At 60.6% G+C, this 12814-nt stretch carries 12 protein-coding genes; 8 read left to right on the top strand and 4 right to left on the bottom strand.

The window, feature by feature from the left end; all coding sequences use genetic code 11:
* The first annotated feature begins 40 nt into the window (after positions 1 to 40).
* From C8K44_RS00915 to C8K44_RS00925, 3 genes are read left to right on the top strand one after another with little or no spacing between them, the layout of a single operon-like run.
* Positions 41 to 790, top strand: coding sequence for an SDR family NAD(P)-dependent oxidoreductase (locus tag C8K44_RS00915; protein ID WP_109573871.1), 750 nt, complete (start codon positions 41 to 43; stop codon positions 788 to 790).
* An 8-nt stretch (positions 791 to 798) separates the two neighbouring features.
* On the top strand, positions 799 to 2016 hold the full coding sequence (locus tag C8K44_RS00920) for an acyl-CoA dehydrogenase family protein (protein ID WP_109573872.1): 1218 nt from the start codon (positions 799 to 801) through the stop codon (positions 2014 to 2016).
* Positions 2016 to 3056 carry a phosphotransferase family protein gene (locus C8K44_RS00925; RefSeq protein ID WP_109573873.1) on the top strand — a complete coding sequence of 347 codons (1041 nt, stop codon included), beginning with the start codon at positions 2016 to 2018 and terminating at the stop codon, positions 3054 to 3056. Before C8K44_RS00920 ends, C8K44_RS00925 begins: the two co-directional genes overlap by 1 nt.
* A 66-nt stretch (positions 3057 to 3122) precedes the next feature.
* Here C8K44_RS00925 and C8K44_RS00930 read toward each other — a convergent pair whose 3' ends face one another.
* Positions 3123 to 4373, bottom strand: coding sequence for a D-amino acid dehydrogenase (locus tag C8K44_RS00930; protein ID WP_109573874.1), 1251 nt, complete (start codon positions 4371 to 4373; stop codon positions 3123 to 3125).
* Positions 4374 to 4403: 30 nt separating this feature from the next.
* Positions 4404 to 4757 (bottom strand): RidA family protein, encoded by a 354-nt coding sequence (locus tag C8K44_RS00935; RefSeq protein WP_199226979.1) that lies wholly within the window; start codon positions 4755 to 4757, stop codon positions 4404 to 4406.
* 165 nt (positions 4758 to 4922) lie between these two features.
* Here C8K44_RS00935 and C8K44_RS00940 point away from each other — a divergent pair, with 165 nt between their 5' ends.
* On the top strand, positions 4923 to 5627 hold the full coding sequence (locus C8K44_RS00940; RefSeq protein ID WP_109574050.1) for a GntR family transcriptional regulator: 705 nt from the start codon (positions 4923 to 4925) through the stop codon (positions 5625 to 5627).
* Positions 5628 to 5779: 152 nt separating this feature from the next.
* Here the strand turns inward: C8K44_RS00940 and C8K44_RS00945 are convergent, their stop codons facing one another.
* Together C8K44_RS00945 and C8K44_RS00950 are read right to left on the bottom strand one after the other, a co-directional pair.
* A complete protein-coding gene (locus C8K44_RS00945) occupies positions 5780 to 6463 on the bottom strand; it encodes a sugar transferase (RefSeq protein WP_109573875.1) in 684 nt (227 codons plus the stop codon).
* Between the two features lie 511 nt (positions 6464 to 6974).
* Complete coding sequence (locus C8K44_RS00950) at positions 6975 to 8021, bottom strand: glycosyltransferase family 2 protein (RefSeq protein WP_245417303.1); 1047 nt, start codon at positions 8019 to 8021, stop codon at positions 6975 to 6977.
* 39 nt (positions 8022 to 8060) lie between these two features.
* Here C8K44_RS00950 and C8K44_RS00955 point away from each other — a divergent pair, with 39 nt between their 5' ends.
* From C8K44_RS00955 to C8K44_RS00970, 4 genes are all read left to right on the top strand, one after another.
* Positions 8061 to 9716: an FAD-dependent oxidoreductase gene (locus C8K44_RS00955; RefSeq protein ID WP_109573876.1), complete on the top strand. Its 1656-nt coding sequence runs from the start codon at positions 8061 to 8063 to the stop codon at positions 9714 to 9716.
* A 122-nt stretch (positions 9717 to 9838) separates the two neighbouring features.
* Complete coding sequence (locus tag C8K44_RS00960) at positions 9839 to 10165, top strand: hypothetical protein (protein ID WP_146203890.1); 327 nt, start codon at positions 9839 to 9841, stop codon at positions 10163 to 10165.
* Positions 10166 to 10363: 198 nt separating this feature from the next.
* The gene (locus tag C8K44_RS00965) at positions 10364 to 11917 is read left to right on the top strand and encodes a Wzz/FepE/Etk N-terminal domain-containing protein (RefSeq protein ID WP_109573878.1); all 1554 of its coding nucleotides are present in this window, start codon (positions 10364 to 10366) and stop codon (positions 11915 to 11917) included.
* Between the two features lie 39 nt (positions 11918 to 11956).
* A complete protein-coding gene (locus C8K44_RS00970; protein ID WP_245417304.1) occupies positions 11957 to 12757 on the top strand; it encodes a CpsD/CapB family tyrosine-protein kinase in 801 nt (266 codons plus the stop codon).
* The last annotated feature ends 57 nt before the right edge of the window (positions 12758 to 12814 follow it).

A 12814-nucleotide genomic window follows, 5' to 3' on the forward strand; every position in this document is an offset into this window, starting at 1 on the left:
AAAACGAGCGCTCGCTCGATTTTTTTGAGGTACTCACTGGATGCTGTTCGACGATCTCAAAGGAAAAACCGCACTGATCACCGGCGCTTCCGGCGGCCTTGGTCTGCATTTCGCCGGGTTGCTGGCAAGCCATGGTGTTAGCGTCAGCCTCGCGGCGCGCCGCCGCGAGGCGCTCGACGAGGCTTGCGCGAAGATCAGGGCCTCGGGCGGCAAGGCGATTGCGATCCAGATGGACGTGACTGACAGCGCCTCGGTGGCCGCCGCACTCGCAAACAAAAGCTTCGACATCGTGATCAACAATGCCGGTATCTCCGGCGCGGCCCGCGCGCTCGACCTAGCGGAGGCCGAATGGGACCGCGTGCTCGACACCAACCTCAAGGGCGTATTCGTCGTTGCCCAGGCGGTGGCGCGCGGTATGAAGGCCGCCGGCCGTGGCGGAGCCATCGTCAACATCGCCTCGATCCTCGGCCATCGTGTCGCTGGCAATCTCAGCGCCTATGCCGCCTCCAAAGCCGGCGTGATCCAGCTGACCAAGGCCTTGGCGCTCGAATGGGCGCGCGAGGGCATCCGGGTCAACGCGTTGTGCCCCGGCTATATCGAGACCGACATCAACCGCGAGTTCTTTACCTCCCCAGCCGGTCTCGACCTCATCAAGCGTATCCCGCAGCGCCGCCTCGGCCAGCCGCAAGAACTCGACGGCGCCTTGCTTTTGCTCGCCTCCGCCGCCGGCAGCTACATCACCGGCTCGTCGATCGAGGTCGATGGCGGCCATCTCGTTTCATCCCTGTGAGTGCCGTCATGAATTTCGACATCCCCGCCCGCGCTGAAGACTACCGCGCCCGTGTCGCCGATTTTGTCGCGCGCGAGATCCTGCCTTGCGAAGCCGACAAGGCGTCTTATGACGAGCATGGCAACATCGCCCTGCCGCTGCTTGAGACACTTCGCGCCAAGGCAAGGGCCGCCGGCCTGTGGTGCCTGCAGCTCAAGCCCGAGACCGGTGGCGCCGGCCTCGGCAAGATGGGCATGGCGGTCTGCTACGAGGAGATGAACCGCTCGATCTTCGGCCCGGTCGTGTTCAATTCGGCCGCGCCCGACGACGGCAACATGATGGTGCTGGAAGCGCTCGGAACGCCCGAGCAAAAGGAAAAATGGCTGAAGCCGATCGTCGAGGGCAAGGTGCGCTCTGCCTTTGCCATGACCGAGCCGCATCCCGGTGGCGGCTCCGACCCATCGATGATGATGACGCGGGCTGAAAAGCGCGGCGACAAATATGTCATCACCGGCCGCAAGTGGTTCATCACAGGGGCGGAAGACGCCAGCCAATTCATCCTGATCGCCCGCACCTCCGACGACCCAAAGCACGGATTATCGGCATTGATGTTCCATAAGGATCAGCCGGGCTGGAGCATCAAGCGCCGCATCGAGATCATGGGGCCGGAGGAACACGGCGGCCATTGCGAGATCGAGTTCGACGGGCTCGAGATCCCCGCCGAGAACCTGCTTGCGGGCGAAGGCAAAGGCATGAAGGTCACGCAGGTACGGCTCGGGCCGGCACGCCTGACCCATTGCATGCGCTGGCTCGGCCTTTCCAAGCGCTGCGTCGAGATTGCGCGCGCCTATGCAGCCGAGCGCTACGGCTTCGGCATTCGCCTTGCCGACCGTGAGAGCATCCAGCTCAAGCTCGGCGACCTCGCCATGCGCATCGAGATCGGCCGCATGCTTGTGATGAGGGCGGCGTGGGAACTGGACCGAGGCGGCTTCGCCCGCAAGGAAGTATCGATGGCCAAGGTGCAAGTGGCAAATGTGCTGCATGACGCCGCCGACGTGGCGATCCAGATCAACGGCGCGCGGGGCTATTCCAGGGACACCGTGCTTGAATGGATCTACCGTTACGCACGTCAGGCGCGGCTGGTCGACGGTGCGGACGAAGTGCACAAGATGGTGCTGAACCGCTTCCTCAATGAGGAAGGCTCCGACTTCTGGCGCTGGAATGTCGAGGGCGAGGCTAAGGTTTGATGGCTGGGGGCGACAAGGTGCAGGTCAATGCGGATTTCGATCCGGCGGCGCTCGAGGCGTTTCTCGGCGAGCGCTTCGGCGTGGGCAAGATGACGCTTGAGCGAATTGGCGGGGGCCAGTCCAACCCGACCTATTTTGTCGATTTCGGCGCGCGCCGCATGGTATTGCGCAAGAAGCCGGCGGGGCCGATCCTGCGCGGTGCACATGCCATCGACCGGGAGTTCCGCGTGCTCGAAGCACTTGCGCCGACCAACGTGCCGGTGCCGAAACCGGTACTCTATCATGATGGCGACGCCCCCCTTGGCACGCCGTTCTACTTGATGGAGCGGCTCGAAGGCCGCGTTTTCCATGACTGTTCTTTGCCGGGCATGTCGTCCGGCGAGCGGCGTGGCATCTATCTCGGCATGGCCGAGGCGATGGCCGCGCTCCATGCCGTGCGACCGGACGATGTCGGCCTCAGCGATTATGGCAAACCGGGCAATTATTTCGAACGCCAGATTGGCCGCTGGACAAGGCAGCTCAGGGAATCTTCAGGGGAACGAATTCCTGTTCTGGAGGCTGTTGCCGACTGGCTGCCGCAGCACTTACCGGTAGATGACGGGCGCGTCGCCATCGCCCACGGCGACTTCCGCCTCGGAAACCTGCTGTTTCATCCCGAAAAGCCCGAAGTAATCGGCATTCTCGACTGGGAACTGTCGACGCTGGGCCATCCGCTCGCCGATCTCGGCTTCTGTTCGATGACCTGGCATTCGGCACCAAACGAATATGGTGGCATCCTTGGCCTCGACCGGGAGGCGCTGGGCATCCCGAGTCAGCGTGAATTCCTCGACCATTATTTCGCCCATGCGGCACCGACGGCGCCGCTCGAACGGTTCCATCTGGTCTTTTCGCTGTTTCGGTTTGCGGTGATCTTCGTCGGCATCGCCGACCGGGCCCGCGCCGGCAACGCGGCGGCGGCCGATGCCGCCGACGTCGCGCCGCTTGCCGGCCGTTTTGCCGCACGCGCCATGGAAATCATCGACGGCGCCCGACCTTGGTGAGGCGGCATTGAGATACAAAAAGCCCGCGGTGTCGCGGGTTTTTTTTTGGGTAGCGCTTGGCTGCGACTATTGCACAAGCATGCCTGCGGGATCGAAGTCGGGCTTTGCTCGCTTGACGATGTCAGCTGCGATGCGCGCGGAGCCAGCCGACATGGTCCAGCCCATATGGCCGTGCCCGACATTGAACACCATGTTTGCGAAGCGTCCGCCACGCCCGAAGATCGGCGTGCCTTCAGGCGTCATCGGCCTCAGGCCAGCCCAATATTGCGGCCTGGCGTAGTCGGCGCCATTGGGGAAGATGTCGCGAATGGCCGCGAGCATGTGGCGGAAATCCTCGGGCTTGTGCGACCGGTCGAAGCCGGCGAATTCGGCGGTCGCCGTCACGCGCATGCGGTCGCCGAAGCGAGCATAAGCGACGAGATTGTCCTCGTCGACACCACCGACAGTGGGCGGAACGTTGCTGGCGTCGAGCGGCATCGTCACCGAGTAACCCTTGATCGGGTAGACCGGCAGCGACACGCCGAGGCGGCGGGCGAAATCGGGGGCGAAAACGCCGAGGCAGAGCACGAATTCTTCCGCCGCCACCAAACCTTTGGAGGTGGTGACACGGGCGATGCGGTCGCCGTTGGTCTCGAAACCCTTGACCTCGGTGTCGAACATGAACGTGACGCCGAGCTTTTCGGCACAGTGGCGGGCGAGATTCTGGGTAAAGACACGCGCATCGCCGCTGCCGTCGGACGGACAATAGACGGCCCCGGCAAACTTGTTTTTCACCGACGCCAGCGCTGGGTCGATGCGGGCTGCCTCATCGGGGGACACAGCACGCAGTTCCAGCCCTTCCTCGGACAGGATGCGGGTGTTGGCCGATCCGCGCGCGAAGGATTCAGGCTTGCGGTAGAGATAAAGAAGGCCGCCGTCGAGGCCGTGATAGTCGACACCGGTATCGGCGATGATGCCTTGCAGGCGCTCTTGCGAGTAGCGGCACAGGCGCACCTTGCGCTTGGTGTTGGTGCGCGCCTTCTCGGCGGTGCAATTCATCAGGAATTTCCACGACCATGACCACAGCCGTGGATCGAGGCTGGGTTTGAATCGCAGGGCCTGGCTGTCATCGAACAGTGAGCGGAGGAGGATGCGCGGCGCCTTGGGCGACGACCAGGTGTAGGCGTGGCCGGGCGCGATGAGCCCGGCATTGGCGAAGCTGGTTTCGCCCGCCGCTTCAGAAAGCCGGTCGATGACCGTTACCTCATGCCCGTCGCGGGCAAGCTCATAGGCGGTGGTGACGCCGACAACTCCGGCGCCGAGCACGGCAACGCGCATCCTCAATCTCCGTGATTATACCGTTGCGGCTCAGAGAGCGGCGATGACGGCGATCTCGACTGTGTACTGCGGTGCGGCGAGCTTGGATTCGACGGTCGCGCGGGCAGGCGCATTGTCCTTGGCGACCCAGGCATCCCACACGGCGTTCATCTCGGCGAAACCAGCAATGTCGGCGAGCCAGATGGAAGCTGAAAGGACCTTTGTCTTGTCGGTCCCGGCCTTGGCCAGCACTGCGTCGATGCGATCTAGGATGTTCTTGGTCTGGGCGGTGACACTTTCGCCGGCTGCATCGAGCGCTACCTGCCCGGACACATAGACAGTGTTGCCGTGCACAACTGCCTGGCTCATGCGCGGGCCAACGTCAATTCGGGTGATGTTGCTCATAGTCTCATACTCCAGGTTAAGTTCGAATGCATTGAGACTATATGTCGACACAAGTGTATCCACAAGAGGATTGTGGACTGCACTTTGTCATGGCATTAGTTCGTCAATGCGAGCCCGCCGAGCGGACTCGACCAACGGACAAGCCCGACCGAAGACGGAGTGCAGGTGCAAAAAACAGCCAAGCCGAAGAAGACGGGACGCGCCGCAGACAGCGTCGACAAGGTCTATGACGCGGTCAAGGAACTGGCGGTCGAATATCGCTTCAAGCCGGGCGAGCGCGTCAATGAGGTCGAATTGGCGACTAGGCTTGGCGTGTCGCGCACGCCGGTGCGCGAGGCGCTCAACCGGCTGGCGCGCGACGGCTTCATGAGTTTCGTGCCCAATCGCGGCTTTTATGCCCGCGACATCACGCCTGAGGGCGTACGGGAATTGTATGAGCTGCGCGCGGCGATCGAGCGGGCCGCATTCCGTCTCGCCTGCGAACGTGGAACCGATGCCGAGATTGGCGAGACCATCGCGATTTGGCAAAACAACAGCAATCTTGGTCCGACGACCGACTGGGCCAAGGTGGCGGAGGCCGACGAGGCGTTTCATATCGCGATAGTCACCCTGTCCAAGAACGGCCGGATGCTGAACGCGCTCGAAGCTGTTAACTCGCTGATCCGGTTCTTCCGCCGCATTGACCTCGAGAGCAATCGCCGCCGGGGCGGCACCTATGACGAGCATGCGGCCATCATCGACTGCCTCAGGCGACGCGATGGCGACGCAGGCGGCGAACTCATCGAGCGCCACATCACGCTAAGTTCTGCGCATGCCGTCGAAGTGACCAAGGAAGGCTTGGCGCGGATCTTTTTCGGACGTCCTGAATAGCAAGGCCGCTCAAGGGGCGGTTGGCCGTGCTCGGCCCGATCGATTTCGATTGAGGCGCGCCAAGGCCAAGGGAAGTCAGCAAGACGGCCAGACGCCGGCTGCCTGTCAGGCCGCACGGCGTCGTGAAGTTTAGATCTTGTGGGCGCCTGATTTCAGAGTCCGGTCCCTCGAATGACCACTGCGACAGTCATGACGAGGATCCAGATGTCAGCGCGAAACGACATGACGCTAGCGTATTTGGTGTCGTGCAAGGCCCGTTCTGCAAACGAGCAGCCGTTGCGCTCGCTGATCTGCCACAGGCCTGTTATGCCCGGACGCATGTCAAAATAGGCGGTTCCAGGATAGCGCTGACGCTGCTCGGGAAACATGGGGCGAGGGCCGACCAGACTCATGTCTCCGACGAATACGTTCCAAAGCTGTGGCAGTTCGTCCAGGGAATATTTGCGCAAATACCACCCGATCGGAGTGATGCGCGGATCGCTGCGCAATTTCTGAGTGCGATCCCATTCTACGCGGGCTGTGGGGTCGCTTCTAAGGTGTTCTTCCAGCCTTTTGTCGGCATTCGGGACCATCGAGCGCAACTTCCACAAGGTGAAGACCTTGCCGTCCTTGCCGAGGCGTGGCTGGCCATAAAAGGCCGTGCCGCCGCTCAAGCGGATCGCGGCCGCGATAAGCCCTACGATGACGAGCGCAATGGGAGCCAAAAGCAATGTCGCAGCCACATCGAAGGCGCGCTTGGCCCCCAATTCGATATACCCTGACCGGTGTTGCCGTCCAGGTCGCGTGTCATCGCCCGTTAGGTCGTGTATCTGCGGCCGGAAATTGACATCCGCCATGAATACTCTCCGCTCGATCCGATTATAGTTGGAAATGATCTTTTCAAGGACCCGATCAGTTCTTGAGTTTGTCCCGAAAACTATAGATCATATCCAAGATATAGTTGAGTATACGCGATATTAACCAAGCTCGCCTTGGGCGCACAATAAATCGCCCATGAGTAATTCGATGTAGTTGGAAAGCCGGAGGGTACTTCGCCATTCGCCCAGGCAGGCGCGGAGCGGAAGCGCAAGAAGCTGGCTGGTAGCAGCGCTTGCGCGTTCTCAATAGCTGCGCGCGCGCAACGGCCAACTTGGTATGTCAGGCGTAAGTATTTGATTTATTTAATATGAAATGGCCGATGGGGCAGTAGTATGCCCAAGGAAGCAAAGCTTCGAATAGGTGCCGCGATCCTGTGAGGAGCAACGAAAAATTTGGCTGCAGTGCCGTTTGTTTGCCAGGTCGCGGCGTTGTCGAAGGGCTGTAGGTTCCGACCTTTAGATAGGCCATCCACCGTAAGGATGATGTGGGTTAGGACTTTTCCCGATTCCACGCTTCCACAGTCGCGGCCGTATTGTCGCGCAACGCCAGACCAAACATCCGCCGTGCGCGATAGAGGCGAATCCGGGTCAAGCAGACGAGTGCGAGGCAGCGGGAACGCAAGCCGGAAATGCGATCCGAGCGCATGATCCTGAAGGTCTCGCCCAAGGGAGAAGCAGCAACCAGCGCGCTGTTGGCTAGCCACAGAAGGGTACCTGACGGATGGTGGCGAACATTTCTGAATTCATGCGCGACATGCCGGTCCCAACGCCGCGTCAGTTCGGCGAACGATTTGCACGAGGCGGTCAGCACTTTAGCCGTTGGCAGATAGGCGATACGATACCCCTGCGCGGTCGCTCGCTGCCCCCATTCCGTGTCTTCCATTGTGGCAATGCCGCCAAAAGGGCCAACTTTGCCGAAGACCTCGGCGCGCACGGCCATATTGCCCGTCGCCGAAAAACCATGACGCTCGACATAGCTTTGGTTGCGGTAGCTGTAGACGTTTTCATAGGCCTCGACGCCCGTCAGACGTCCTGGGTCGGCCGGGATGATCCTTATGTCTCCGCCAATGAAATCGATTTCTCGATGCCCATCCATGAAGTCGACGATCGCTTTGACCCAACCGGCTTGGGCGACGCAGTCCGCGTCGATAAATGCCAGCAAGGACGCGCGAGCAATGCTCGCACCCCGGTTTCGCGCCGGGCCCGGGCCGCGTGCCAGCTCGCGCTGAAGGTTTACATCGGTCGCGACGCGGCAGGCGGCTTCCGGCATTTCGGTCGAACCATTGTCCACGACGATGATCTCGAACGGAATCCCATCCGATCGCTGCGCTTCCAGCGCAAGCAGGCAGCGTCGCAGGTCGTCTGGTTCGTTGAGGTGCGGGATGATCACGCTGAGGCGAGGCGGCAGGGACATCAGCTTTCCTCGATCAATGGCGGTCAGCTTGCGGGGGCGATCCGTCGAGACGTTTTTGCAGCGCTCAGCGGAACGTTGGAAGAGATAAAATTTACCACGCGAAATCCGGATTAGGAAGCTCATCAGGAACGTTGGGATTAATACTTATTGGTTAGGTAAGTCATGTCGATACTAAACCTGTCGGACATCGAAACAGAGCAGAAGTTTCTTTCGGAAGCGATATGCGTTGTTGGCGGAGGTATTGCTGGACTTCTTCTTGCGCGTCGCGTCGCAAGGGCTGGCCGCAGGGTCGTCGTCATCGAAAGCGGCGTCGACGCCTTCGATGATGCCGTTCATGCCCTCAACGAGATCGAGCACCCCGGAGAACGCTACTCCAGAGAATTGACGGGGCGCTATCGTGGGCTCGGCGGCACATCGAGCCGCTGGGGGGGGCGGATGATTCCGCTGAGCGAACATGACACCAGCGCAAGGAATCACGTGTCACAGCCGGCGTGGCCATTTGAGTATGAAGGCCTGACACCCTCTCGCGACGAGATCGAACGGCTATTTGGCGTGGGAAGCGGCTCCTACGAATCCATAGCGGACGAACGCGGCCCAGGTTGGGAAGCCTTTCCGCAGGGCGCAGCGAGCTTGACACCCCGATGGGCGAAATGCCCGAGTTTCAAGCGCAGCAACCTCGCTACCTTGCTTCGCAACGAGCTGAAGAACCAGAAGAACCTGGAGATCTGGCTCGGTGCGACCGTATGCGATTTCCACCTCGACCGCGCCAGCGGGCGGCTCAACGCGATAACCGCCCGCGATTTTGGCAACAAGCGGCTGACCGTTCGCGCAGATCGCTTCGTGTTCGCCGCTGGAACCATCGAAACGACGAGGCTGCTGCTGCTGCTCGATGCCGCCTCCGACGGCCAGGCATTTAGCCGCTGCAAGGTGCTCGGCCGTTACTTCCAGGACCACCTCAAGGCGGAAGTCGCAACAATTAGCCGCAAAGATCCCGTCGCTACCAATCGCCTTTTCGCCTACCGCTTCGTCAACTCGACGCGGCGTGACCTGCATCTCGAACTGTCGCAAGCCCGCCAGCGTCAGGATCAGGCAGCCAGTGCCTTCGTCTATGTTGCGATGGATCTCGCCCAGAGCCCACTTGCCGATCTGAAGCGGATCGCGCACGGGCTGCAACAGCGCAAGGTCGAGCTCCGCGACGTTCGGAGCATCATGAAAAGCCCAGGGTTGATCGCGCAGGCCACGTATTGGAGGTACATCCGCAAACAGCTTTTTGTACCGGCCAGCGTGGACCTGCGCCTCTTGATTTGCGCCGAGCAGCTGCCGGATTGGTCGAACCGTATCAGCCTTTCGCGGGCCCGCGACCGAATGGGAATGCCGAAGGTGAGGCTCGACTGGGGCCCTAAGCCGGCGGATGAGCGAACGTTCCGCTCCGCGCTCGCCGGACTTGAAGCGTATTGGCGCGAGGCAGGCTTTGATCGTCTGTGCCCGCTGGTCTGGTCGCCGGCCATCGACCACCCGTCGGTCCCCATCACAGATCGCGCGGAGGCCTGCGCGCATCCATCCGGGTCGACGCGCATGGGCACCGATCCCGCGCAATCGGTGGTAGGGCCCGATCTCTTTTGCCATGCCGTTCCGAATGTGGCGGTTGCCAGCGCTTCAGTCTTTCCTACCGCGGGCAGCGCCAATCCGACCTTCACAATCATGAAGCTGGCCCTATGGCTGGCCGATTCCTTTCTTGCAACGGCAGCGCCATGCAGGCCGGTATGCGCCGGTGCTGCCGATAGCATCGAGGGGACGACATACCCAGTGCATATCTGAAACAGGCGGCACGGCGACGCGGCGCTGCAGCGAACGATGCTCCGAGGTCTTTTTTGGGGGATACAATGAGACCATTCCATTTCGGCACGCGTACCCCCGCAAGGGATCGAGAAACCGACCAGTTGCGCTTTCACAGGTTGCTGGAAGCGCTGACCGAACTTTCGGTGCAGCTGGATCATGAAACCGCAGGGCTGCAAGCACGATACGTAAGGGCATCCGACGATGCCGCCTTTTCGTTTCAGGAACTGGAGAACGGCGGCGGGGCGGGCCTGTCGTCAAAGGTCGATGACCTGACAATCTCCATGGCCCGATGCCTGGCGCGGATTGCCGCATTGCAAGGGCAGGTGGCCTTCATCGAGATGCTGCGGCAAAGCGTGATTTCCTACGCCGAGGACATGGCAATCGACGGCGCTGGTGAAGACCACTCCAACCAATGGTCACACCATTGAATGCTACCCCCGGTGCGCAACGACACCAAGCCTCCAACCGTCCGTAGGGGTAGGTAGCCTAGCCATAGGAATTAGGCCAAAGGTTGATGTCTGCGCCGCCTCACCACTAACGACGGTCTATCATCCCATCCGCCTCCGCTTGAGAATGGGCAATCCGGCGGCTTGCCGGTCTGGGGTTCTCGGGTTTGGCGGCTCGGCATGGGCGACATAGACATTCGCTTCTACCTTTCGATCTTGCTGAGACGGTCGCCGTATTTTCTGGCGATCGTGGCCACGGTTTCGGCACTTGGCATTGCGATCGCCTACAATCTGCCGCCGGTCTATCGCGCCAGCGCAAAGATCATGGTGGAAACGCCGCAGATACCGGCTGACCTTGCCCGCTCCACTGTCTCGACCAGCTCGGCCGAGCAGATGCAGGTCATGGAACAGCAGATCATGACGCGGGAATACCTTCTGGCGCTGGCCGAGCAGCTGAATGTTTACGGCGCCAAAAAGAGTGAACTTTCAAGCTCAGACATCGTCGACAACATGCGCTCGCGTACGCTTTTCAACGAAGCGGAGGCATCTCGTGATGGCAAGGGTGCCATGCTGTTCGATGTTTCGTTCGATGCGAGAGAACCGGCATTGGCCGCCAAGGTTGTGAACGAATTGGTCTCGTTCATCCTAAGCAAGAACCAGCGTCTGCGTACCGACAGCGCGGGGGAAACCATGCAGTTCTTCGATCAGGAAGTGGCCAGGCTCGGGGCCGAGCTTACTGGGCTTGAGTCGAAGATTCTCAAATTCAAGAACGAAAACAAGAATGCGCTTCCTGATGGCCTCGACTTCCGCCGCAGCCAGCAAAGCAGCCAGCAGGAAAGGTTGCTCTTGCTCGAACGTGAAGAATCCGGTCTTCGCAACCGGCGCAACAATCTCGTGCAGATGTATGAATCCAACGGACAAATGATCACGACCGGGCCGGTCACGATCGAACAGCAAATGCTGCAGGATTTGAACCGGAGCCTGTCGGAACAGCTTGCGATATTCTCGGAATCGAGCCCGAACATTGTGACGCTTCGTTCCCGGATCGCAGCGCTTCAAGGCAAGTCGAAGCAAGCTGAAGCAGGCGCAGTTGGCATCAAGAAGACAGGGCCGACCGAACTCGACCTGCAGCTATCCGACATCGATGAAAGGCTGCGCTTCATTGCCCAGGAAAAGACCTACATCAAAAAGAACCTCGTTGATCTGAATCAATCGATCTCGGCAACGCCCGGTAACGAAACCCAGCTGAACGCGCTCGAGCGCACCCGAGCCAACATCCAGGGTCAGTACAACAACGCGATCGCACGCCAGGCGGAAGCTTCCACGGGCGAGCAGATCGAAATCCGGTCCAAGGGAGGGCGCTTCACAGTCGTCGAACCTGCCATCGCACCCCAGAAGCCGGTTAGCCCGAACCGCCGCCGTATTGTAGGTGCCAGCCTTGCCGCCGGCATCGGCCTTGGGATGGGATTGATCGTGCTGCTCGAGCTCCTCAACAAGAGCATACGTCGCCCTGTGGAACTTGCGCAGCTGTTGCAGGTACAGCCTTTGGCGACTGTTCCATACATCTGGGTAGACGGAGAAAAGCGCACCAGAAACAAGAGGCTGGCATTCATGTTCGTAGCGACTGCGAGCGTCATACCGGCTTTCTTGCTGGGCATTCACCACTACTACATGCCGATCGGAACCTTCTTCGAGAAGTTCGTGGTCGCTCTCGACAGCAGCAGGATGATGTAGCCGGCTCCGAGGGCCTCGGATCGCGGCGGGAAGGAAACTATGGAGCGGATCCAGACAGCGTTGCAGAAGGCGAAGGAGCAGCACGGCACCGCGTGGCGGCGTGAGCTGCCGCCGACGAGCCCGACTCTGCCGACGTTGGACATGCCGTGGCCGAAGATTCCGGTTCGCCAGCCCGACCTGAAGGTGATGGCGAAGAACCGCATAGTGACGGCAAGCCATGGCGATCCGGCGCATGCCGCGTTCGACATCTTGCGCACGCGCCTCCAGCATGAGTTTCGTCAAAACAACTGGACATCGGTCGGTATCACTTCGCCAACGCCCGGATGCGGCAAGACCATGGTCTCTTTGAACCTTGCATTCAGCCTGGCCAATCAGAAGAATTGCCGGGTCGTCGTCGTCGATCTTGACCTTCGGCGCCCGCAGGTGGCCAAGACCCTTGGCATTGCAAATCCATGCGCCCTGGAAACGTACTTTAAAGAGCAAAGCGACATCACGGATGTCTTTGTGCGTTATGGAGACAATGTGGCGGTTGCCGCAAACGGCCGTCCCGTCCGTTTTTCCGCCGAGCTCCTGCAAGCGCCCGAAACGACACGCGTCCTCAAAGCGATGAAGCAGCGACTGTGCCCGAACGTGATCATCTACGACTTGCCGCCGATTCTTGCCAATGACGACGTAATGGCGTTCCTGCCGAACGTCGATTGCGCCATTTTGGTTGTTGCCGCCGAGGCCACTACTGTCAGCGAGGCGGATCTTTGCGAACGAGAGCTATCCGAACGAACCAAGATGCTCGGCGTCGTGCTGAACAAGTGTCGGTATACGCCCGACAAGTACGGTTACTGAGCGGGAGGCCGCCTTGGGCAGCAGCGCACACGCCTTTGCATCTCCGCGCTCAGCGAT

The sequence above is a fragment of the Aminobacter sp. AP02 genome (assembly GCF_003148805.1).
GTDB lineage: Bacteria > Pseudomonadota > Alphaproteobacteria > Rhizobiales > Rhizobiaceae > Aminobacter.

Bases quoted from the DNA above. Each gene is read 5' to 3' on its own strand.
- C8K44_RS00965 (WP_109573878.1), top strand. From the start codon at position 10,364: ATGGGCGACATAGACATTCGCTTCTACCTTTCGATCTTGCTGAGACGG.
- C8K44_RS00925 (WP_109573873.1), top strand. From the start codon at position 2,016: ATGGCTGGGGGCGACAAGGTGCAGGTCAATGCGGATTTCGATCCGGCG.
- C8K44_RS00930 (WP_109573874.1), bottom strand. From the start codon at position 4,373: ATGCGCGTTGCCGTGCTCGGCGCCGGAGTTGTCGGCGTCACCACCGCC.
- C8K44_RS00920 (WP_109573872.1), top strand. From the start codon at position 799: ATGAATTTCGACATCCCCGCCCGCGCTGAAGACTACCGCGCCCGTGTC.
- C8K44_RS00950 (WP_245417303.1), bottom strand. From the start codon at position 8,021: ATGAGCTTCCTAATCCGGATTTCGCGTGGTAAATTTTATCTCTTCCAA.
- C8K44_RS00915 (WP_109573871.1), top strand. From the start codon at position 41: ATGCTGTTCGACGATCTCAAAGGAAAAACCGCACTGATCACCGGCGCT.
- C8K44_RS00935 (WP_199226979.1), bottom strand. From the start codon at position 4,757: ATGAGCAACATCACCCGAATTGACGTTGGCCCGCGCATGAGCCAGGCA.
- C8K44_RS00955 (WP_109573876.1), top strand. From the start codon at position 8,061: ATGTCGATACTAAACCTGTCGGACATCGAAACAGAGCAGAAGTTTCTT.
- C8K44_RS00970 (WP_245417304.1), top strand. From the start codon at position 11,957: ATGGAGCGGATCCAGACAGCGTTGCAGAAGGCGAAGGAGCAGCACGGC.
- C8K44_RS00945 (WP_109573875.1), bottom strand. From the start codon at position 6,463: ATGGCGGATGTCAATTTCCGGCCGCAGATACACGACCTAACGGGCGAT.